The organism is Thauera sp. SDU_THAU2, assembly GCF_038260575.1.
In the GTDB taxonomy this organism is placed as follows: domain Bacteria; phylum Pseudomonadota; class Gammaproteobacteria; order Burkholderiales; family Rhodocyclaceae; genus Thauera.
In genome coordinates this window covers 1-20,069 of sequence record NZ_JBBWUN010000002.1, presented here as the reverse complement: position 1 = coordinate 20,069, position 20,069 = coordinate 1, and the positions used below count along the sequence as shown (strand labels likewise).

At 64.5% G+C, this 20,069-nt stretch carries 19 protein-coding genes, 1 tRNA gene, 14 pseudogenes and 1 riboswitch; of the genes and pseudogenes, 18 read left to right on the top strand and 16 right to left on the bottom strand.

Annotated elements, in window-relative coordinates:
- Positions 1 to 9: 9 nt before the first annotated feature.
- From phoU to phoB, 3 genes and pseudogenes are all read left to right on the top strand, one after another.
- Positions 10 to 525, top strand: a pseudogene (gene phoU / locus AAFL97_RS24390) (phosphate signaling complex protein PhoU); the annotation flags it as partial.
- 38 nt (positions 526 to 563) lie between these two features.
- Complete coding sequence (locus AAFL97_RS24385; protein ID WP_445954451.1) at positions 564 to 737, top strand: PhoU domain-containing protein; 174 nt, start codon at positions 564 to 566, stop codon at positions 735 to 737.
- 14 nt (positions 738 to 751) lie between these two features.
- Positions 752 to 1,435 carry a phosphate regulon transcriptional regulator PhoB gene (phoB, locus tag AAFL97_RS00515; RefSeq protein WP_341643268.1) on the top strand — a complete coding sequence of 228 codons (684 nt, stop codon included), beginning with the start codon at positions 752 to 754 and terminating at the stop codon, positions 1,433 to 1,435.
- Positions 1,436 to 1,566: 131 nt separating this feature from the next.
- Here the strand turns inward: phoB and AAFL97_RS00510 are convergent.
- Positions 1,567 to 1,931, bottom strand: a pseudogene (locus AAFL97_RS00510) (GcrA family cell cycle regulator); the annotation flags it as partial.
- 73 nt (positions 1,932 to 2,004) lie between these two features.
- Positions 2,005 to 2,100: pseudogene (locus AAFL97_RS24380) on the bottom strand (GcrA family cell cycle regulator); the annotation flags it as partial.
- Positions 2,101 to 2,335: 235 nt separating this feature from the next.
- Between AAFL97_RS24380 and AAFL97_RS24375 the strand changes: the two are divergent.
- The 7 genes and pseudogenes from AAFL97_RS24375 to AAFL97_RS00490 form a co-directional block, all read left to right on the top strand.
- Positions 2,336 to 2,719: pseudogene (locus AAFL97_RS24375) on the top strand (aminotransferase class III-fold pyridoxal phosphate-dependent enzyme); the annotation flags it as partial.
- A 22-nt stretch (positions 2,720 to 2,741) separates the two neighbouring features.
- Positions 2,742 to 2,957 carry an aminotransferase class III-fold pyridoxal phosphate-dependent enzyme gene (locus AAFL97_RS24370; RefSeq protein ID WP_445954450.1) on the top strand — a complete coding sequence of 72 codons (216 nt, stop codon included), beginning with the start codon at positions 2,742 to 2,744 and terminating at the stop codon, positions 2,955 to 2,957.
- Positions 2,958 to 3,130: 173 nt separating this feature from the next.
- Positions 3,131 to 3,637: an aminotransferase class III-fold pyridoxal phosphate-dependent enzyme gene (locus tag AAFL97_RS24365; RefSeq protein ID WP_445954449.1), complete on the top strand. Its 507-nt coding sequence runs from the start codon at positions 3,131 to 3,133 to the stop codon at positions 3,635 to 3,637.
- Between the two features lie 182 nt (positions 3,638 to 3,819).
- Positions 3,820 to 4,287: a hypothetical protein gene (locus tag AAFL97_RS00500; RefSeq protein ID WP_341643266.1), complete on the top strand. Its 468-nt coding sequence runs from the start codon at positions 3,820 to 3,822 to the stop codon at positions 4,285 to 4,287.
- A 60-nt stretch (positions 4,288 to 4,347) separates the two neighbouring features.
- The gene (locus AAFL97_RS24360; RefSeq protein WP_445954436.1) at positions 4,348 to 4,707 is read left to right on the top strand and encodes a hypothetical protein; all 360 of its coding nucleotides are present in this window, start codon (positions 4,348 to 4,350) and stop codon (positions 4,705 to 4,707) included.
- A gap of 159 nt (positions 4,708 to 4,866) precedes the next feature.
- A pseudogene (locus AAFL97_RS24355) lies at positions 4,867 to 5,328 on the top strand (Hsp33 family molecular chaperone HslO); the annotation flags it as partial.
- 61 nt (positions 5,329 to 5,389) lie between these two features.
- A complete protein-coding gene (locus AAFL97_RS00490; protein ID WP_341643264.1) occupies positions 5,390 to 5,866 on the top strand; it encodes an Hsp33 family molecular chaperone HslO in 477 nt (158 codons plus the stop codon).
- A 39-nt stretch (positions 5,867 to 5,905) separates the two neighbouring features.
- Here the strand turns inward: AAFL97_RS00490 and apaG are convergent.
- Both apaG and AAFL97_RS24350 read right to left on the bottom strand, forming a co-directional pair.
- Positions 5,906 to 6,275, bottom strand: a pseudogene (apaG, locus tag AAFL97_RS00485) (Co2+/Mg2+ efflux protein ApaG); the annotation flags it as partial.
- A gap of 125 nt (positions 6,276 to 6,400) precedes the next feature.
- Positions 6,401 to 7,583 (bottom strand): annotated as a pseudogene (locus AAFL97_RS24350) (O-succinylhomoserine sulfhydrylase).
- Between the two features lie 45 nt (positions 7,584 to 7,628).
- Positions 7,629 to 7,707: riboswitch (SAM riboswitch) on the bottom strand.
- A 79-nt stretch (positions 7,708 to 7,786) separates the two neighbouring features.
- Here AAFL97_RS24350 and AAFL97_RS24345 point away from each other — a divergent pair.
- The 6 genes and pseudogenes from AAFL97_RS24345 to tnpA (AAFL97_RS00445) form a co-directional block, all read left to right on the top strand.
- Positions 7,787 to 8,275 (top strand): annotated as a pseudogene (locus tag AAFL97_RS24345) (2'-deoxycytidine 5'-triphosphate deaminase domain-containing protein); the annotation flags it as partial.
- A gap of 94 nt (positions 8,276 to 8,369) precedes the next feature.
- Entirely contained in the window at positions 8,370 to 8,894 is a 525-nt protein-coding gene (locus AAFL97_RS00465; protein WP_445954435.1) for a 2'-deoxycytidine 5'-triphosphate deaminase, read from the top strand.
- Between the two features lie 68 nt (positions 8,895 to 8,962).
- Positions 8,963 to 9,036, top strand: a tRNA-Gly gene (locus tag AAFL97_RS00460).
- 366 nt (positions 9,037 to 9,402) lie between these two features.
- The gene (locus AAFL97_RS24340; protein WP_445954434.1) at positions 9,403 to 9,801 is read left to right on the top strand and encodes a tyrosine-type recombinase/integrase; all 399 of its coding nucleotides are present in this window, start codon (positions 9,403 to 9,405) and stop codon (positions 9,799 to 9,801) included.
- A pseudogene (locus AAFL97_RS24335) lies at positions 9,768 to 10,004 on the top strand (hypothetical protein); the annotation flags it as partial. The gene AAFL97_RS24340 and the pseudogene AAFL97_RS24335, both read left to right, overlap by 34 nt.
- A 457-nt stretch (positions 10,005 to 10,461) precedes the next feature.
- Entirely contained in the window at positions 10,462 to 10,836 is a 375-nt protein-coding gene (tnpA, locus tag AAFL97_RS00445; protein WP_445954433.1) for an IS200/IS605 family transposase, read from the top strand.
- Here the strand turns inward: tnpA (AAFL97_RS00445) and tnpC are convergent.
- Genes tnpC through tnpA (AAFL97_RS00430) form a run of 3 tightly spaced genes read right to left on the bottom strand, consistent with a single transcriptional unit; the run spans position 10,821 to position 13,347 of the window.
- Positions 10,821 to 12,416, bottom strand: a complete 1,596-nt coding sequence (tnpC, locus tag AAFL97_RS00440; protein ID WP_087747255.1) for an IS66 family transposase — start codon at positions 12,414 to 12,416, stop codon at positions 10,821 to 10,823. The two genes, tnpA (AAFL97_RS00445) and tnpC, sit on opposite strands and share 16 nt — an antisense overlap.
- Before the next feature lie 51 nt (positions 12,417 to 12,467).
- Positions 12,468 to 12,875, bottom strand: coding sequence for an IS66 family insertion sequence element accessory protein TnpB (gene tnpB / locus AAFL97_RS00435; RefSeq protein WP_087747257.1), 408 nt, complete (start codon positions 12,873 to 12,875; stop codon positions 12,468 to 12,470).
- Positions 12,856 to 13,347 carry an IS66-like element accessory protein TnpA gene (gene tnpA / locus AAFL97_RS00430; RefSeq protein ID WP_113033721.1) on the bottom strand — a complete coding sequence of 164 codons (492 nt, stop codon included), beginning with the start codon at positions 13,345 to 13,347 and terminating at the stop codon, positions 12,856 to 12,858. Before tnpA (AAFL97_RS00430) ends, tnpB begins: the two co-directional genes overlap by 20 nt.
- 385 nt (positions 13,348 to 13,732) lie before the next feature.
- On the opposite strand from tnpA (AAFL97_RS00430), the pseudogene AAFL97_RS00425 reads away from it, so the two are divergent.
- A pseudogene (locus AAFL97_RS00425) lies at positions 13,733 to 14,658 on the top strand (IS630 family transposase).
- A 12-nt stretch (positions 14,659 to 14,670) separates the two neighbouring features.
- Here the strand turns inward: AAFL97_RS00425 and AAFL97_RS00420 are convergent.
- Both AAFL97_RS00420 and AAFL97_RS00415 read right to left on the bottom strand, forming a co-directional pair.
- Positions 14,671 to 15,435: pseudogene (locus tag AAFL97_RS00420) on the bottom strand (IS5 family transposase).
- Between the two features lie 225 nt (positions 15,436 to 15,660).
- Positions 15,661 to 15,906, bottom strand: a complete 246-nt coding sequence (locus AAFL97_RS00415) for a hypothetical protein (protein WP_341643260.1) — start codon at positions 15,904 to 15,906, stop codon at positions 15,661 to 15,663.
- Here AAFL97_RS00415 and AAFL97_RS00410 point away from each other — a divergent pair.
- The gene (locus AAFL97_RS00410) at positions 15,905 to 16,192 is read left to right on the top strand and encodes a hypothetical protein (protein ID WP_341643259.1); all 288 of its coding nucleotides are present in this window, start codon (positions 15,905 to 15,907) and stop codon (positions 16,190 to 16,192) included. The genes AAFL97_RS00415 and AAFL97_RS00410 overlap by 2 nt on opposite strands.
- A gap of 301 nt (positions 16,193 to 16,493) precedes the next feature.
- On the opposite strand, the gene AAFL97_RS00405 is transcribed toward AAFL97_RS00410, so the two are convergent.
- From AAFL97_RS00405 to AAFL97_RS00380, 7 genes and pseudogenes are all read right to left on the bottom strand, one after another.
- A complete protein-coding gene (locus AAFL97_RS00405) occupies positions 16,494 to 16,871 on the bottom strand; it encodes a hypothetical protein (RefSeq protein WP_341643258.1) in 378 nt (125 codons plus the stop codon).
- A gap of 247 nt (positions 16,872 to 17,118) precedes the next feature.
- Positions 17,119 to 17,193: pseudogene (locus AAFL97_RS24330) on the bottom strand (hypothetical protein); the annotation flags it as partial.
- 79 nt (positions 17,194 to 17,272) lie between these two features.
- Positions 17,273 to 17,557, bottom strand: a pseudogene (locus AAFL97_RS24325) (DUF1028 domain-containing protein); the annotation flags it as partial.
- A gap of 246 nt (positions 17,558 to 17,803) precedes the next feature.
- Positions 17,804 to 18,115 carry an ABC transporter ATP-binding protein gene (locus tag AAFL97_RS00395; RefSeq protein ID WP_341643257.1) on the bottom strand — a complete coding sequence of 104 codons (312 nt, stop codon included), beginning with the start codon at positions 18,113 to 18,115 and terminating at the stop codon, positions 17,804 to 17,806.
- Positions 18,087 to 18,993: pseudogene (locus AAFL97_RS00390) on the bottom strand (oligopeptide/dipeptide ABC transporter ATP-binding protein). Before AAFL97_RS00390 ends, AAFL97_RS00395 begins: the two are co-directional and overlap by 29 nt.
- Positions 18,993 to 19,553 (bottom strand): ATP-binding cassette domain-containing protein, encoded by a 561-nt coding sequence (locus AAFL97_RS00385; RefSeq protein WP_341643256.1) that lies wholly within the window; start codon positions 19,551 to 19,553, stop codon positions 18,993 to 18,995. Before AAFL97_RS00385 ends, AAFL97_RS00390 begins: the two are co-directional and overlap by 1 nt.
- Positions 19,538 to 19,750 carry an ATP-binding cassette domain-containing protein gene (locus AAFL97_RS00380; protein ID WP_341643255.1) on the bottom strand — a complete coding sequence of 71 codons (213 nt, stop codon included), beginning with the start codon at positions 19,748 to 19,750 and terminating at the stop codon, positions 19,538 to 19,540. The genes AAFL97_RS00385 and AAFL97_RS00380 overlap by 16 nt, the downstream gene beginning before the upstream one ends.
- Between the last annotated feature and the right edge of the window lie 319 nt (positions 19,751 to 20,069).

Genomic DNA, 20,069 nt, shown 5'->3' with positions numbered 1-20,069 from the left:
GACAAGACCATGCCATCGACCCATATCGTCTCGATCTATGACGAAGAACTGAAATATCTCTCCCGCCGCATTTCCGAAATGGGCGGCACCGCCGAGCAGATGGTGGCGGACGCCGTGCGCGCCCTCGTCACCACCGACGGCGCGCTGGCGCAGAAGGTCATCTCCGAGGACGTCGTCCTCGACAATGCCGAGCGCCAGATCAACGAGAAGGCGATCCTCACCATCGCCAAGCGCCAGCCAATGGCGGCCGACCTGCGCGAGATCATGGGCGCGATCCGCATCGCCGCCGAACTGGAGCGCGTCGGCGATCTCGGCAAGAACACCGCCAAGCGCGTCATCGCCGTCCAGAGCTCCGGCATGCCGCGCAAGCTGAGCCGCGGGCTCGAGCACCTGGCCGAGCTGGCGCTGATGCAGCTCAAGGAAGTGCTCGACGTCTATGCCACCCGCTCGGTGGAGAAGGCCAAGGCGATCCGCGAGCGCGACGACGAGATCGACGCGATCTACACCTCGCTGTTCCGCGAGCTCCTGACCTACATGATGGAGGATCCGCGCAACATCACGCCCTGCACGCATCTCTCCTGTTCTGCGCCAAGAACATCGAGCGCATCGGCGACCATGCCACCAACATCGCCGAGACGATCTACTTCATGGCGACGGGCTCGCAGCCCGAGGGCGACCGGCCCAAGGACGACAACACGACGTCGGTGGTCGCGGACGCGGCCGAGCCGTCGGCATAGGGAGAACGGCCCCAATGGTGCCCAGAATTGCCGTTGTCGAGGACGAGGAGGCGCTGAGCGTCCTGCTGCGCTACAATCTCGAGGCCGAGGGCTTCGAGGTGGACACGATCCTCACGGGGGACGAGGCCGAGATGCGCCTGCAGGAACGCGTGCCCGACCTGCTCATTCTCGACTGGATGCTGCCGGGCGTCTCCGGCATCGAATTGTGCCGGCGGCTGCGCCAGCGGCCGGAGACCGAGCGCCTGCCGATCATCATGCTGACGGCGCGCGGCGAGGAGAGCGAGCGCGTGCGCGGCCTGGCGACCGGGGCGGACGACTACGTGGTCAAGCCCTTCTCCACGCCGGAACTGGTGGCGCGGGTGCGCGCCATGCTGCGCCGGGCGCGGCCGGAGGTCGTCTCGACGGTCCTGCGCTGCGGCGATATCGAGCTGGACCGCGAGACCCATCGCGTCCACCGCAAGAGCCGCGAGGTGCGCCTCGGGCCGACGGAATTCCGCCTCCTGGAGTTCTTCATGACCTCGCCGGGCCGGGTGTTCTCGCGCTCGCAGCTTCTCGACGGCGTCTGGGGCCACGACATCTATGTCGACGAGCGCACGGTGGACGTCCATGTCGGCCGCCTGCGCAAGGTGCTCAACTTCTCCAACATGCCAGACGTCATCCGCACGGTGCGCGGCGCGGGCTATTCGCTGGAGGCCTGAGCGCCGGACTTTCCTCCCAAGGACGGAAATGGGCCCTTCGGGGCCTGTTTGCGTTTCGCGTGATGGCGAGCGGGTCGCTCAAACGAAAACAGGCCCCGGAGGGCCTGTCGCGCGTTCGCTCGTCGTCCCGCCTATCGCATCCGGCGGCGCTCGGCCGACGGCTGGTAGGCGAGGCGCTGGTGATAGGTGCAATAGGGCGAGTTGTCCGGCGATTCATTGCCGCAGAAATGGAAATCGTCGTTCAGCGGGTCGCCGATCGCCATTTGCAGGTGCGTTCGGTGAGTTGCGTCAGCTCCAGCCGGCGCGACATGGGCACGACGACGCTGTTGGCATTGGCCGCCACGGGAAGCTGCTCGACCGGTGCCTCGAAATCCCCCTCGATCCCGTCCTGCTGCGCGCCGCCGGCATTCGGCCGGGCGACGGCGCGGGCCGGCGCGGGCCGGGCGGCGAAACTGGCGGGGCGCGGCGTGGCGGGTGCCGGGCGCTTGGGACGCGTCGCGGTCGGCGTGCCGCCCGTCTTGGCGCGGCCCGGGAGGTTGAGGCGGTGGACCTTGCCGGATCGCCGCGCGGCTGACGCCGCCCAGTTGCGCTGCGATCTGACTCGCGCTCAGGCCCTCGCTCCAGAGCTTCTTGAGTTTCTCGACCCGCTCGTCTGTCCAGTTCATGCTTTCGTCTCCGCTCGGCGCTCGCGATGCGGGAATCCCTCATCGCTGTTCCGGAGCGAATCCGGACCATGAACGCCTTGGCACTGTTGGTGACCAGTTCCGCCGCATGCAGCCTAGCAATTGGCGCTTAACCTAGAGACCCGGGGACCCCGTGACAAGAGTCGCCGGAATCCGGGCGAATCGATTTTCGAGTTTTCCCCAACTTGCTGCCCGGGTGTGACTCACTTGCGACACTCTGCCCGCACGCCGCGAATCCTCACCCGGCGGCAGGTTCGGCGGCGTTTCAAGATGCGCTTTTATTGACATTGCGCCGCGAAGTGCAGATAGTGCGGCCTGCCGCCGAAAGGCGGCTTTTGATTTTTTCGCACCCGGAAAGTCAAGTCCGAAAAGACGATTTCCGCCCCAATCTCCGGAGGAAACGGGCCATGGCCGACGCCGCGCCGCTCTACGACACCTATATGCGCGCTCCCTGCGGTTCGAACGCGGCGAGGGCGTCTGGCTGATCGCGGAGGACGGGGAGCGCTATCTCGATTTCGCCGCCGGCGTCGCCGTCAATTCGCTCGGCCATGCCCATCCGCATCTCGTCGCCGCGCTGAAGGACCAGGCAGAGAAGGTCTGGCACCTGTCCAACCCTCTACGAGATCCCCGGCCAGGAAAGCCTCGGCCGCCGGCTGGCCGAGGCCACCTTCGCCGACAAGGTCTTCTTCACCAATTCCGGTGCCGAGGCGCTGGAATGCGCGATCAAGACGGCGCGCCGCTATCATTTCGCCAAGGGCCATCCCGGCAAGTTCCACATCATCACTTTCGAGGGCGCCTTCCACGGCCGCACGCTGGCGACGATCGCCGCCGGCGGCTAGGAGAAATACCTGGAAGGTTTCGGGCCTAAGGCGCCGGGCTTCTATCAGGTGCCCTTCGGCGACATGACGGCCGTCAGGGACGCCATCACCGAGGAAACGGCGGCCATCCTCATCGAGCCCGTCCAGGGCGAGGGCGGCATCCGCCCCCGTGCCGAAGGAATTCCCTCCAGGAACTGCGCCGGCTCTGCGACGAATACGGCCTGCTGCTGATCCTCGACGAGGTCCAGTCCGGCGTCGGCCGCACGGGCCGGCTCTTCGCCCACGAATGGGCGGGCGTCACGCCCGACATCATGGCGGTGGCCAAGGGCATCGGCGGTGGCTTCCCGCTCGGCGCCTGTTTGGCGACGGCCGAGGCCGCTTCCGGCATGGCGGCCGGCACGCACGGCTCGACCTATGGCGGCAATCCGCTGGCCATGGCCGTCGGCAACGCGGTGCTCGACGTGGTGCTCGCCGACGACTTTCTCGAGCATGTACGCGACGTCGCGCTCGTCTTCCCGCCAGGGGCTCGCCGCGCTCAAGGACCGTTTCCCGGAGGTCATCGAGGACATTCGCGGCGAGGGTCTGCTGCTGGGCATCAAGGCGAGGATCCCGGCTGGCGAGCTGCTCAAGGCGGTGCGCGCCGAAAAGCTGCTCGCGGTGCCGGCCGGCGACAACGTCCTGCGGCTCCTGCCGCCCCCTGACGGTCACGGCGGAGGAGGCGCGCGAGGGGCTTGCGCGCATCGAGCGGGCGGCGGAAAAACTGACGGCCGCCACCAGGGCGGCCTGAGCTTCAGGGGACTGGGACAGACAGGACATATCATGGCCAAGCATTTTCTCGATCTTTCCGCCGTGACGGAAGGCGATCTCCGCGCCATCATGGACGATGCACGGACGCAAGGCGGCCTGCAAGGCCGGCACCGAAGCAAAGCCGCTCGCCGGCAAGATGCTCGCCATGATCTTCGAGAAACCCTCAACGCGAACCCGCGTCTCCTTCGACGTCGGCATGCGCCAGCTCGGCGGCGAGACGCTGTTCCTCTCGGCCTGGAACGAAATGCAGCTCGGCCGCGCCGAGACCATCGGCGACACGGCCAAGGTGCTGTCGCGCTATGTCGACGCCATCATGATCCGCACCACCGATCACGCCCGTCTGCTGGAGCTGGCCGAGCATGCGACCGTGCCGGTCATCAACGCGCTGACGGACCTCACCCATCCCTGCCAGATCATGGCCGACATCATGACCTTCGAGGAGCATCGCGGCTCGACGAAGGGCCGCACCTTCGCCTGGATGGGCGACGGCAACAACGTCCTCCATTCCTTCGTCGAGGCTCCGCCCGCTTCGGCTATACGATGAAGATGGCGGTGCCGCTCGGCTCGGAGCCCGACGACCGCATCCTCAACTGGGCGCGCGACAATGGCGGCGAGATCCTGCTCGGCCGTCGATCCCGAGGCGACGCCCGCCGGCGCGGACATGATCGTCACCGATACCTGGGTCTCCATGAACCAGGAGCACCGTGCCCGCGGCCACAACATCTTCCAGCCCTACCAGGTCAACGCCGCGCTGATGGCGCGCGCGGACAAGGGATGCGCTCTTCATGCATTGCCTGCCGGCGCATCGCGGCGAGGAGGTGACCGACGAGGTGATCGACGGTCCCCAGTCCGTCGTCTTCGACGAGGCGGAAAACCGCCTGCATGCGCGAGAAATCCATTCTGGCCTGGTGCTTCGGCATCGTCTGAGCTGTCCTTGAAAAGGGCGCGGGCCATCACGATCTAGGGGCCATCGCAGGGCGCCGCAAGGCGCCTGTCTCTGGCGCATGCCCGCCCGGTATGGAATGATCCGGGCGGCGCGACGCGCGAAATCAAGGTGGAACGCCTGACGGGTGCGGGGCCGGGCCGGATTGGCCCCGGCGACACGCAGGCGTGCAAGGAGCAGATGACGATGGCTGAGAATGTCCCCAAACTCGGCGAGCCCGGATTCGCCGGCGACGATCATGTCCTGCCGTTCCAGGTCGAGGGCCTGGACGTGCGCGGTCGCGCCGTCCAGCTCGGCCCCATGCTGGACGGCATCCTCGGACGGCACGATTATCCGCTGCCGGTCGCCCGGCTGCTGGCCGAGGCGATCACGCTGACGGTGCTGCTCGGCACCTCGCTCAAGTTCGAGGGCAAGCTGATTGTCCAGACCAAGGGCGACGGGCCGGTCGATCTCCTCGTCGCGGATTTCTCCGCGCCGGAGAACGTGCGCGCCTATGCCCGCTTCGACAGTGCCGCGCTCGACGCGGCGGTCGCGGAAGGCCGCACCGCCTCGCATGAGCTGCTCGGCAAGGGCGTCCTCGCCTTCACCATCGACCAGGGCCAGCATACCCAGCGCTACCAGGGCATCGTGCCCCTCGACGGCCATACGCTGGAGGACATCGCCGGCGTCTATTTCCGCCAGTCGGAGCAGATTCCGACCAAAAGTGCGCCTCGGCGTCGCCGAGCTCTTCGACCGCGACGAGAAGGGCAAGGCCCGCCATCGCTGGCGCGCCGGCGGCATGGTGGCGCAGTTCCTGCCCCCCGCCTCGGAGCGGATGCGGCAGGCCGACCTGCCGGGCGGCGACGGCGAGGAGGCAGGCCACGCGATCGCCGACGACGATCATTGGGCCGAGGCCAAGGCGATGGTCGAGGCGATCGACGCGGACGAGCTGACCGATCCGAACGTCGGCACGGAGCGGCTGCTGTTCCGGCTGTTCCACGAGCGCGGCGTGCGGGTCTATCCGCCGCAGCGCGTCTTCGACCGCTGCTCCTGCTCGCGCGAGAAACTGAAGGGCGTGCTCTCGGGCCTCAGCCGCGAGGAGATCGAGGCGAGCGCGGACGCGGAAAACGAGATCGCCGTGACCTGCGAGTTCTGCTCGACGACCTATCGCTTCGAGGCGGCGGAAGTGCTGCCGGCGTAAAGCCGCGCTACCTCTCCAGTTCAGCACTCGTACCTGCCCGGGCGTGTCGAGGGAGAAGGCGGGAATGGCGACGTCGAAGGCCTCGCCATTGTCCGCCTCCATGTGGTAGCGGCCGAACATGATGCCGGACGGGGGTCTCCAGCGGGCATCCCGACGAATATTCGTAGGTGTCGCCGGGTCGCAGCACCGGCTGCTCGCCGATGACGCCGGGCCCCGCGACCTCGTCCACCTGTCCGTTCTGGTCGGTGATGTGCCAGTAGCGCGTCATCAGGCGGACGACGAGGTCGGAATGATTGGAAATGACGACCCGATAACCCCAGACATATCGATTGTCGTCCGGATCGGACTGATCGGCCAGATAATAGGGCTCTACAGTCACTTCGATATCGCGGGTCAGCGCTCGATACATGGGAAAGCCTTGAACTGATTAGCTCTTCGCTATTCTACAGGAAGCGGCTTCGTCAAGAACAGACAAATAAGCGCCGGCCGCGTTCGCGGCCGGCGCTATGGTAAATCCGGCAAGGCCCGTTCGGCTCACGCTGTGACCCGGGCAAGCGCGCGGGCGAAATCCTCGATCAGGTCCTCGCCGTCCTCGATCCCCGCGGAAAAGCGCACGGTGCCGGCGGAAATGCCGAGCTCGGCGCGCGCCTCGTCCGTCAGGTTCTTGTGCGTCGTCGTCGCCGGATGGGTGATGAGGCTCTTGGCGTCGCCGAGATTGTTGGAGATCTTCACCACTTCCAGCGCGTCCTGCAGCGCGAATGCCGCTTCCTTGCCGCCCTTGAGCTCGAAGCAGACGAGCGTTGAGCCGCCCGTCATCTGCCGGGCGATGATATCGGCCTGCGGATGGTCCTCGCGCCCCGGATAGATCACGCGGGCGACCTGGCCCTGGTCCGCGAGGAAATCCGCGATGCGGCTCGCATTCTCGGTCTGCTGCTCGACGCGCAGCGGCAGCGTCTCGATGCCCTTCAGCAGCGTCCAGGCATTGAAGGGCGACATGGCCGGGCCGGTATGGCGGAAGTAGTCGTGCAGGTTCTCGTCGATCCACGCCTTGTCGGAGCACCACGCCGCCGAGGCAGCGTCCCTGCCCGTCGATATGCTTCGTCGCGGAATAGACGACGACATGCGCGCCGAGCTCCAGCGGCTTCTGGAAGAGGGGCGTGGCGAAGACGTTGTCGACGACGACCTTGGCGCCGATCTGGTTGGCGAGCCGCGCGACGCCGGCGATGTCGATCACCTCCAGCGTCGGGTTGGTCGGGCTTTCGAGGAAGAAGACCCTGGTGTTCTTGCGGACGGCGCCTTCCCAGTTGGCGAGGTCGCGGCCGTCGATCAGCGTGCATTCGATCCCGTATTTCGGCGCCAGCGTCTCGACCACCCAGCGGCAGGAGCCGAAGAGGGCGCGCGCGGCGACGATATGGTCGCCTGCCTTCAACTGGCAGAGGATGGCGGCGGAGACGGCGGCCATGCCGGAGGCCGTGGCACGCGCGTCCTCGGCGCCTTCCAGCATGCACATGCGCTTTTCGAACATGTCGTTGGTCGGGCTGCCGTAGCGGGCGTAGATGAAGCCGTCCGTCTCGCCCTTGAAGCGGGCTTCGGCGGCCGCCGACGTGTCATAGACGAAGCCCTGCGTGAGGAAGATCGCCTCGGCGGTTTCGCCGTGCTGGGAGCGGGTGGTTCCGCCGTGAACGAGTTGGGTGGCCGGGCGCCAGGACTTGCTCATGTTCATCGTCGCCTTCAAAACAAAAAAACCGGCCGCGAAAGCAGGCCGGTTCGATACCCGGCCTTTTTAGCTACTTGTTTTACGTGGCTGCAAGCCGGCCGGCCAAATCACCACGGGATAAACCCGCTATTACTGCGCCGGCGCGCTTGCGTCAATTGCCCGCATTTGGTTTTGTCTGGCCATTCTGACGGAATGGGACGATCATGGCTTCTGCGACGCGCGACACGGGCATTCTGGCGGACCACGCCATTCGCGGCTTGTTCGACGCCGGCCGGCTGAAGAGCGAGGCGGCGCTCGACGCCGACCAGGTCCAGCCTGCGAGCCTCGACCTGCGCCTCGGCGCCAAGGCATTCCGCGTGCGCGCCAGCTTCCTGCCCGGCCCGGCCCATCTCGTCGCCGACAAGCTCGACCGGCTGAAGCTGCACGTCATCGACCTTTCGGAAGGCGCGGTGCTGGAGACCGGCTGCGTCTATATCGTGCCGCTGATGGAAAGCCTCGACCTGCCGGCGGAGCTCGCCGCATCGGCCAATCCGAAAAGCTCCACCGGCCGGCTCGACATCTTCACCCGCGTCATCACCGACCGGGCGCAGGAATTCGACAAGATCCCGGCCGGCTATTCCGGCCCGCTCTATCTGGAAATCTCGCCGCGCACCTTCCCGATCGTCGTGCGCCGCGGCTCGCGCCTGTCGCAGATCCGCTTCCGCAAGGGCAACGCGATGCTCGGCGAGGCGGAGCTTCCAGGCGCTGCACGGCACCGACACGCTCGTCGCCAGCGAGACGCCGAACGTGTCCGGCGGCGGCATCGCGCTGTCGATCGACCTCAAGGGGACGGGGCCGGACGGTCTCGTCGGCTATCGCGGCAAGCACCACACCTCGGTCGTCGACGTCGACCGCAAGAACCAGCACGACGTCTTCGATTTCTGGGAGCCGCTTTTCAGCCGCGGCCGCAACGAACTGATCCTCGATCCGGACGAGTTCTACATCCTGGTCTCGCGCGAGGCCGTGCATGTGCCGCCGCTCTATGCCGCGGAGATGACGCCCTTCGATCCGCTGGTCGGCGAGTTCCGCGTCCACTATGCCGGCTTCTTCGATCCCGGCTTCGGCCATGCGCCCGCCGGCGGCTCCGGCAGCCGCGCCGTGCTGGAGGTGCGCAGCCACGAGGTGCCCTTCATCCTCGAACACGGCCAGATCGTCGGCCGCCTGGTCTACGAGCACATGCTGGGCGTCCCCGAAGGCCTCTACGGCTCCGGCCTCGGCTCGAACTACCAGGCTCAGGGCCTGAAGCTCTCCAAGCATTTCCGCGCTGGCTGACGCCCGCCGGAAGAGGACCGCTTGACAGCCCGCCCGAACTGTTGAATGACTGCCGCCCACGGCACCCTGCGGGTATGATGTACTGGTAGCCTGTCAGCTTCCCAAGCTGAACGCGCGGGTTCGATTCCCGCCACCCGCTCCAAAAACCAGTTCCAAGGAAATCCAGCGGCGTCCATAAATCATTGAAATGGAAAGACAATTGACTTCGCAGCGTCCAGTGAAATCCGCCGGAAGCCATATGCAGCCAGGACTTTTAAGTCCATTTCTTTAGGGACGCTGCTGGTTCCGGTTTGATGCTGGTGGAGCGGCGAAACGAATCGAATTCTGACCCTGACTCATAGCTCAGGAGACAGCACCATGGTTCTTACCGACACGTCGGTCCGGCAGGCAAAGCTTACGGGCAAGGATTACACGCTCCCCGACTTTTGACGGGCTGTCGCTCGCTGTGTCCGCACAAGGCGGAAAATCGTGGTATTTTCGCTACTACTGACTCGATAAGCAGAAGCGTATGTCGCTCGGCACTTATCCTGAAGTCAGCCTTCGCGAAGCTCGTGCCCTCAAGGATGAGGCGAGGGCTATGCTGACCAGAGGTGTGAATCCCAAGTCGGATCGCAAGCAAAGGCGATGCGCCGCTCGACTGGCGAGCGAGAGTACTTTCAAAACTATCTATGAGAAATGGCTCGAATTCCGGGGCTATGAACTCAAGGAAGGGCGCCAGACGACGCTGACCGTCATGAAGCGCGTCTTCAAAAAAGATGTCCTGCCGATGATCGGCAACGTCTCCATCTACAAGATTGGGCGGGCCGATCTGCTTGACCTCGTCGGCCGCATTGAGCGCCGAAATGCCCTTTCAGTCGCCGGGAGGGTGCGAATATGGCTAAATCAGTTGTTCCGTATGCGCTGGTAATGGTTCCCGGTTTAGAAAGTAATCCAGCATCGGATCTAAATGTCGTCGCAGTTCCTCAAACGCCTGTCCGGCAGGAAGTCGGCATCGCGCGCCTCATCGCGATCACCGGCATCGGCGCGGGCGAGACACGGGGCCATGACGGATGGTTCTATAACCGGATCGTCTATCCGCTGTTCATCCGCAATCGATATGTGGACAAGGATCGGCAGGGGGCGATCATCGAACGGTCCGGCCTTGACTGGACCATCGTTCGGCCGGCGCCCGTTCACGTCGAAGGCTGGCGCAGGATCCTGGCGCGTTTGCACGGATATTCCGCCGGATCTGCAATTGCGGTCGATCACCCGCAACGAGGTCGCCACCTTCATCCTCGACACGCTGGAAAGCGGCAGCTTCATTCACGAGAAGCCGTTCATCGGCCATTCCTGACGCACAAGACGGCCTGTGGTCGAGACGACGGGTGCAGCGGCGTCGAAGGAATCATGTCGGTTCGGTTTCGGCCGTACTATCCGTACCGTCGGCGAGTGCTGTCACGAGACCGACGATTTTTATGGAATAAATAAACCTCCACCTTCGGTGGAGGACTGGACGCGTTCTACATAGTGATTGAGAGACCTCCGCGCTTGGACCGTTAGATTGGCCGAGACATAGAACGGAGGTTTTATGGACGAACGATCACAATCGTACTCCACATGGGACTGCAAATATCATGTGGTCTTCGCGAGTAAGTACCGAACGAAACGCCTTTACGGGGACGCAAGGCGTGAGCTTGGTGATCTGCTGCACACTTTTGCTCGACAAAAGGGGTGTGAAATCAGGGAAGGGCACTTGATGCCCGACCATGTGCACATGCTGATATCGATCCCGCCGAAATACTCGGTGTCATCCATTGTCGGCTTTTTGAAAGGCAAGACGGCCACTTACGTGGTAAGCGCGATTTTCAGGTCCTGCCGTTGGATGAGGTTGGGTCGGCTTGTGTCCATCATGGAGGTTATGGACACAAGCGCGATGCTACCGTCGCATCATGGTGCGACCTGAGCCTTGGCGAAGTTGAAGGGTAGCAAGTCGGTAATGTCGTCCTCAGCCGGGCGCTGCGGCAGTTCGGTGAGAACGAAGCGCAGCCAGACGTATGGATCGATACCGCAGGCACGGCAGGTCAGCATGAGGCTGTAAACGACGGCGCTGGCTTTGGCACCGGCAGGCGTATCGCTGAACAGCCAGCTATTGCGTCCGGTGCAAAACGGCCTGATGTCGCGCTCAAGCAGGTTGTTGTCGATCGGCGCGTGTCCGTTTTCGACATAGCGGATCAGGTAATCCCACTGGTTGCGAGTATAGGAGATGGCCTTGCCAAGCTTGCCCTTGGGCAGCACCTTGGGGGCAATGTCGTCGAGCCATTTCCTGAGCGCCGCTAACACTGGAAGGCTATGCGTCTGACGGAGCCGTCGGGTAAGATCGGCACGCGTCTCACCCTTGGTCACGTCGGTTTCCCGCGCCAGCCGCTCCACCTTGTAGAGCGCCTCGAAGAAGGCCAGTGCCTGAAGCGGCGGTCCGCCTGGTTTCTTCATAGCCTTGAGCGCGTCGGTAAATTTTCGGCGCGCATGCGCCATGCAGCCATAATGAGTGGCGCCCTTGATCGTTCGCCAGGCCTCATAGCCGTCACTCATGAGCAGGCCGCGATAATCCCCGAGGAAGGCTTGCGGGTATTTCTGGCCACGGCCGGGCTGATAGTCGAACAGCACGATCGGTTCCTCGCTGTCCTGGCCGCTGCGATATGCCCACATGTAAGATGTATCCTGCGCCTGCCGGCCTTCCTCTTTCAGGACCTGGACGAAGGTCTCGTCGCCGTGGATCAGCGGCTGCAGCCGAAGTTTCTCCTTCATGGCATCGTAGATACGCTCAAGATGCAACTGGCTCGACCGGATCACCCAGTTGGCGATTGCCCCGCGGCTGAGAGATACGTTGGCACGGCCAAGGGCCTGCGACAGGCGATAGATCGGTGTGCCGTCGACATATTTGTTGGCCAGCATCAGCGCCAAGGTCGCCGGCGTTGCCACGCTCCCCGGCAAAGGCTGGGCTGGCATGGGCGCAAGCACCATCGGTGTCTTGATGCCGGTCCGGTCGCAATGGCGGCAGGCGTATTTGAACCGGACGTTCTGCAGCACTTTCGCCTTGATCTCGATATGCAGCTGCTCGCTCATCGCCTCGCCCATCCGGTGAAGCGGGTTTCGGCAGCACGGGCACAGTTTTCCATCTTCCGGCAGGTCGTATTCGACACGCTCGCGCGGAAGATCGGCTGGAAGAGGCCGGCGGCCTCGCTTGCTGCCCTCAGGCTTGTCCAGCTCCGGCAGGCCTGTGTCGGGAAGGTCGACGGTGTCGAGACCGTCAATGCCGGCGTCAAAATCGCCATCGATATCAGGGTCGGACCCGGCAGCCTGTTCCGCCTCGTTGAACAGGCGATCCATATGCTTTTCGCTGCTGGGCCCAAAGCGGTGCTGCTGCGCCAGCCGCAATTCTTCCTCCAGCGTGCTGACGCGCGCCTTCAACGCCGCGATTTCAGCCGCGTTCGCCGCAAGCTGTGCCAGCAAAGCTTCGACATCAGGAGGATTCGTACGAGTCATTCCAGTTTTGAATCGGAACACCTCACCGACGTCAACGATTTTTGGCCACGCCTATCCCGAAGACCGCTCGGGCAGCATGGGCGTATCGAAGTGCGCAGGAACCTGTGCCCCGGCACTGGCGTACTGCCGCAAAGGGTGTCGGGACACAGCTTCGATGTCGATGCCGTCGAGAAGCCAGTGAAGCTGTTCGGTCGTCAGATGTGCCACGGCGTCACGGCGATTTGGCCAGTAAAACCGGTCCTCTTCCAGGCGACGCAGGATCAAGACGAAGCCGGACCGATCAAAAAACAAAAGCTTCACCCGATCCCGGCGCCGATTGCAGAAAGCAAATACCGCCCGCTCGAACGGATTGAGACCCATCGACTGCTCGACCAGGATCGCCAGACTGTCGATCCCGGCGCGGAAGTCGATGGGATCGCGATGAAGATAAACCCGCACATCAGCCGACAGACGGAACATTGCCCAAAGCTCCGATCATGGCAGCCACCATGGACGCGTCGGTCAGATCCACCGACAGCGTGACACCGTTCGGCAGCGTGACCCTAGCTCTCAGCCCGGATACCGCGCCATCGCCGGCGGCAATAATCGATCGTTCCCGCCGTTCCGTCGGTGGATCGCCCAAACCTCTCGGTTTGCGATCGTCATCGGCAATGCGCTCAGCCCGTGCCTCTGCGACCGGAATAAACATCGACACTTCCGCCGGCGGCGCAGGCCCGGCCAAAACCGGCGCCTTCAACTTGCGATGCTTGCGGATCCACGTCCGTAGCAGATTCGCATTGATACCGTTCTCAAGCGCCAGTTTCGATATCGAAACCCCAGGCGTCAGGCAGGCTTCCAACAGCCTGGCTTTCGACGCCGGATCAAACTCGCGTTTCCCGCCGCGACCAGCATGCAATACCCGCAATAGCCGCGGCTCGATAACATCATCCATCGCATTGTGTCCATTACGTTGCTTGTGGACACAACCTGCCTAAGCGCTCCCCCCGATTCATAGGTGACCCAAAAATCGCGGTTACCTTACGTGGCCAACAAATATGCCCGCAAACGGCGCCAAGGGTTATCACTTTGGGTGTGGGTACTTCGTCTCTACGGCTGGCTATGATGAGCAGGTCGTCAGACGTTGTATCCGTGGTCTGAAAAGGCCGACAAAGCTTCCGACTTTGCCGACCTCGAACGTGGCTTACTGGGTCCGACATAGCAACCGCTTCAGAGCCCGTCCGCTATCAGCTGCACCGATCGTTGCTGTTTTCTGATTCCCCACCCGCTTTGACGGAGGTTGGTGTGATGGCCAGAGCACCCTCGGTGATGATTGGCGGTTGCGTGTCTCGAAAGCTGTCGACGATGGTGGGGCACTCCCGCTGCGACAGGCGGCGGCGACCGTTCGGCGTTGGGGCGTGCCGAGCGACATCCGCTGGATCGCGCGGGCGAAGGCCGGCGAACTGACACCGCGCCCCCAGGGACGGCGGCGCGAACCACGCCCTCGACGGATATGAGGACTTCATCGTCGGGATGATCGAGGAACGCATGGACATCACGCTCAACGAGATGGTCGGGCGTCTCGATACGGAGCGCTCTATGCGTATCGGCCGAAGCACCTTGAGCGACTGGCTTGGCAGGCACGGGTGGACATTCAAAAAAGTCCGCCCATGCACTGGAGCAGGACCGCCCCGACATCCTGAAGCGGTCGCGCCTGGTTCGACAGCCAACCTGATCTCGATCCGGCCAGGCTGGTCTTCATCGATGAGACTGGCCTGTCGACCAGGATGGCGCGCCGCTTGCGCGGCCGTTCGCCCTGCGGTGAGCGCTGGTCGCGCCGATGCCGCACGGCCATTGGAAGACCACCACTTTCACTGGCGCACTCAGGCTGTCCGGCATGACCGCTCCCGTCGTCTACGACGGCGCCATGAACGGCAACGTGTTCCGCGCCTATGTCGAGCAGGTTCTGGTCCCGTCCCTTGCGCACGGCGATGTCGTCATCATGGATAATCTGCCCGCCCACAAGGCCGCCGGTGTGCGCGACGCCATCGAAGCGGCGTGCGCGAGCCTGCTCTACCTGCCGCCTTACAGTCCCGACTTCAACCCCATCGAGAACGCATTCGCAAAGCTCAAGGCGTTGATGCGGGCAAGGGCCGAGCGAACCATCTCCGCTCTCTGGAACGCCGCAAGTTCCATCGTCGAACTCTTCACCCCAGCCGAATGCGCAAACTTCGATTTAGCAGCCGCAGGATATGAACCGGATTAGGTCGAGACTCAATCATATCCCCCACATGCAGATTGCCGCTATGTGGCAGGTTGCTGCGAAATTGGTTGCCAGCTTGTCGTATCGGGTGGCGACGCGCCTCCAGTCTTTCATGCGGCAGAACGTGCGTTCGATGATGTTCCTGCGTTTGTAGGCTTCAGCATCAAGGGCTGGATATGCTTTCGTGTTGGATCGTTCGGGATCACCGGCTCGGTGCCGCGCGCGATGAGAAACGTGCGCAGAGCATTGCTGTCATAGGCGGCGTCGGCAGCGCATAGACGGCTGGGTGGCAGGGTTGCGATCAGCGGTACGGCAATGGGGGCGTCACCCCGCTGCCCTGGTGTTATCTTGAGCGCGAGAGGACGGCCGCGACTATCGACAACAGCATGGATTTTTGTCGATCTGCCGCCTCGCGAGCGGCCGATTGCCTCGCCATCCGCCCCCTTTTCCACCCGCTGCCGATCGATGGGCCTTGGCCGTGGTGCTGTCAATCATGTGAATATCCCGATCGTTCGTTTGCACCAGGGCATCGAACAGTCGCCGCCATATTCCGCGCGCCGACCATCGATGGAAACGGTTGTAAATTGTTGTTGGCGGCCCGTAGCAGGCAGGACAGTCCTGCCACCGACAACCCGAGCGCAGCACGTGAATGATGCCGCTGATGACCCGGCGGTCATCCGTGCGATGAGCGCCGGGTTGGTTCGTCGGCAGATGCGGCTCAAGCACCACCCACGCATCGTCGCTTAACCAGAAAAGCCCGCTCATCAGCGCCTCCGTCATGCCTACGCATGCGAGAATCTGATTTGCTATGACGCATCAATAGGCTGATTAGGTTTTGACCCTAGACTGCCTGGGATGTTGCTGGCGACGCCAGCGAATATGCGGCAGTGATGGTATCGCCTCACGGCGACAGGCACGCAGCACCGGCATCCTCTTATCACCGCATTCCGTGAACACGACCGAAGCCTGCCTGTACGGCTTCGTAAATCGCACTCTCCGACAAGATCATCGCATCGCACTGTCTGAAGGCAGGCCAGATACGTCATGGAGCGGGCCGTCACCGGAAGGGCTTTTTCCGTCGAGAGAGAGGATCGCGATCCGCGCCAGCCACGGCACCGCGGTGGCCAGCACGCGGTCGTCGAAATCGTAGCGCCCTTGATGGAAGGCGCCGGCATCGCCGGCCGGCCCGTTGCCGATCCACACATAGGCGCCGGGCATGTGAGCGAGGAACTCGGCGAAATCGCCGATCATGCTCGGCCGCATGTCGTTCGACAGGATGGCGCCCGTTTCCAGCGCGGCCTTGCGCGAGAGATCTCGCTCGTACGGCGTATTGGACGACAGGATTGCTCGTCACGCTGTCGCAAACAAGGATATCGACATTGAAGGCGGCCGCGAGCCCCGCGCACTGACGCCCACGGCATCGAGCGCCGCCTGCCGCTCGGCCTGGCTGAAGGTGCGCAGCGTGCCGCCGATCTCGATGAGGTCGGGAATCTGGTTCGCGACGGTCCCGCCCCTGAGCGTGGTCAGGAGAGGGTAGCGGCGTTCCCGGGGCGATTTCGCGCGAGACGATCGCCTGCAGTGCCACCAGCAGATGGCCGGTCGCGATCACCGGATCGCGCGCCAGATGCGGCATTGCGGCATGCGAGGACGCGCCCCGGACGGTGATCGCGAGCTGGTTGCCCGCCACAGCGACAGGACCTTGGTGGAACGGCGATCGAAGCGAGATCGAGGCCGGGATAGTTGTGGAAAGCGTAAATCCGCTGGCAGGGGAAGCGCTCCAGCATCCCGTCCTCGATCATCGCGCGCGCCGCTGCCGGTTTCCTCGGCCGGCTGGAAGATCAGGCGGACCGTGTCTTCCCATCTGTTCGAACATTGCAGCAATGCCGCGGCTCCCAGCAACGCGGCCAGTGGCCGTCATGGCCGCAGGCATGCATGACCCCCGGATTTTGCGAGGCATGGGGAATATGCGCACATTCGAGGATCGGCAGCGCATCGAGCTCGCAGCGCAGGCCCACAGAGCGCGGTCCCTGTCCTCGGTGGATCGTCGCGACGACGCCGTGCCTGCCGATGTCCCTCTCGAAGGCGATGCCCATCTGCGCGAGACGGCGGCATACTTCGTCGGCGGTCCGTCGTTCCTCGCCGGAGAGTTCCGGCATGGCATGCAGGTGCCGTCTCAGCCGGACGGCCTGTTCCAATATCGCGGGAAGCATCGTCATATCGGGCAATCCAACGTCTTTCATGGGGGAGGGGGATGGAGAGGTCATCCGCCGCGCTCGCCCGGGCTTTTGGCGACCATCGCCATGACCGCGTCGTCCGTGCATCCGAGCGGATTCGAGCGCGTCGGAAAGGTCCGCATGAAGGGAAGGAGCTGGCGCTTGGCGATCTCGAACACGCGCCGCAATTGGCCACCGGCTCCGTATGCTCGTCGATCCTTGAGGTCGACATGGGGATACTCCTCCTGTCGACGACGCAGAGCGCGGCCGGATTGCTGCCGCGCAAGTCGCCGCCGTGGGCCTGGCCGGCTTCCAGCGCGCGCATAAGCCGCGCGCGCGGGTAGGTCCCCGTCGCAGGACAGGAAAGCCGCCTCCATCGCCTCTATCGTCTCGGGGCCGGTCAGCATGTTGCCCTGGACCGCATAGCCCGGCTCCCGCCGGTGCCCGAACCAGGGCGTGCAGTCCGGCCCGCTATGGACGGCGCTGTGGTGCTGCGCGTCGACGATGCCGATCTGGCGCCGCGAGCGCCCCGTCGTCGGCCAGCAGCCGCTCCAGCGTGTCGCCGGCTGAAAAGCCCTCGGACAGGAGGCGTATCCCGTCGAGGCCGAGATAGGGATTGACCCAGATTGCGTCGCGATCAGCCTGACCCCGGCCCTGGCATGCGGACAATTGGAACCGACGGCCGGCATCGCGGTCGAGACGCTGACGCCCATCATGCTGGTTTGCGCAGCGCGCGACGATCGAGAAGGTATTGAGCTCAAGCATCAGACACTCCTAGAACGGGCCGGGCAGGCTGCGCCGGCGCCGCGAAATGACAGGTCGAAGTTTCCACGCCGCCGCCGACATCCCTGGACCGGCGGCTCCTGCCGGGTGCAGATCGCCCGGCCATGAAGCAGCGCGTGCGGAAACGACAGCCGCTCGGCGGATTGGCCGGGCTAGGCGGCTCGCCGCGCAGGATGATGCGGGCGGCGGCGTTCCCGGCGCGCCGGATTGGCAATGGGCACGGCCGACAGCAGCGCCTGGGTATGCGGATGCGACGGCGCTCCGTAGATGCGCTCGCGCGGCCCTATCTCCACGATGCGGCCGAGATACATCACCGCGACCCTGGGCGCCATGTGGCGCACCGTGGCGAGATCATGGGCGATGAATATATAGGAGAGGCCGATGGTCCGCTGCAGGTCGCGCAGGAGGTTGACGATCTGGGCCTGCACCGAGACGTCATGCGCGGAGAGGGGCTCGTCGAGCACGACGAGCTGGCTTCAGCGCCAGCGCCCGCGCGATGCCGACGCGTTGGCGCTGCCCGCCGGAGAACTGGTGCGGAAAGCGGTCGGCATGGTCCGGCGCCAGCCCGACGAGATCGAGCAGGCGCGCGACCTCCGTCCTTTGCGCCGCCCGGTCGAGCGTTCCGTGGATGCGCAGCGGTTCGCCGACAAGCTCCGATACCCGCATCCTGGGATCCAGAGAGGCATAGGGGTCCTGGAACACGAACTGCATGGTCGCGCCAGACGCGGCGCACTTGCCGCGGCCCCAGCCCGCTGATCTCCTCGCCCATGAACTGGACGCGGTCGCCGGTGGGGCGCTGCAATCCGACGAGCGTGCGCGCAAGGGTCGATTTCCCGGAACCCGACTCCCCGACGATGCCGAGCGTCTCGCCGGCGGCGAGCGAGAAGCTCCCACGCCGCTCTACGGCACGGCACCGCCTCCGCGCCTTGCCGCGAAGAGGCCCGAATGCGAGCGGAAGTGTTTCGCAAGCTCTTTCACGCGCAGGGATTTCCCGGTTCTGTACCGGCGTCTGGTCGGCCGCGTTCATATCGGTCTGGCCCGTTCCGGACGACATTCCCGTGGCTGAAATGGCACGCGCCAGATGGGCGGCGCCCACGGATTTAAGCTGCGGCGCGTCCGCTCCGCGTACTCGGAGCGGCCCCCCGCTGAGAGCGCAGCGCGGCCGGAAGGCGCAGCCTTTCCTCTCGGCGCCGGCGCGCGGCGGCTGCTCGCCGATCGGCTCCAGCCTGTCGTCGGAACCGATGCTCGGCCGGCTGGCCAGCAGGCCCGCGGTATAGGGATGGCGCGGGGCGGCGAATATCGCGTGCACGTCCGCGGTCTCGACCAGATTGCCCGCATACATCACGCCGACCCGGTCGGCGACCTCCCGCGACGACGCCCAGATCGTGGGTGATGAAGAGCATGCCGGCATGCCGGTCTCGGCCTGGATGGCCCTTGAGCAGCGCGAGGATCTGCGCCTGCACGGTCACGTCGAGCGCCGTCGTCGGCTCGTCGGCGATCGAGGAGCTCCGGCCGGTTGGCGAGCGCCATGGCGATCATCACGCGCTGGCGCATGCCGCCGGAGAGCTCGTGCGGATAGGCCGAAGGCGCGGTCGGCGGCTCGGGGATGCCCACCTGCTCCAGCAGGGCGACGGCCTGCGCGCGGCGGCGCCGTCGCGACACTGGTCGATGCAGCCGGATCGCTTCCGCCGATCTGGCAGCTCCGATGGACAGGACCGGATTGAGCGAGGTCATCGGCTCCTGGAAGATCATGCCGATGTCGCTGCCGCGCACGGTGCGCAGCTCCGCGTCGCCGGCAGACCGAGGATATCGCCATGGCCGGCGAGAGTCACCGAGCCGGAGACGGATCCGCGCCGCCGGATAGGGCAGGAGGTTCAGCACCGAGTTCAGCACGTCACCCACTTGCCGGACCCGGATTCGCCGACCAGCGCCACCACCTCGCCGGGCCGGAGGTCGAAGGAGACGCCGTCGACGGCGCGCTTCGGCTCGTCGGGTCCGACGAAGTCGATCTTCAGGTCTCGCACCGAAAGGATGGGATCGTCACGCATGTGCGGCGCCATGCCTTCCCGAGGCTGCTCTTGCCGGGCCAACGGCTGCATCGATGTGATCCTCCTTGTCGTTCATGCGGTTCATGCCTCCTCATCCGATGCGGAAGGCCCTCGAAGGCCTCCTTGCGGAAGGTCAGGCCATGCCCCGGACGGTCCATCGCCACGGCGCGGCCGTCCACCAGCGCCGGGGTTTCCTCGAAGAGGCGGTCGGTGAAGGGAAAGTGCTCGACATAGACGGTGTTGAACGAGGTCGCCGCGAGCGGCGCTGAAGCGGCGCACGAAAACGCGAAAGCGTTTCACGATAAATGCGAAAACTAGGGAAACACGATAGAATCCGAAGGTTAAACACCCAAATTGAAACTGAACGAAG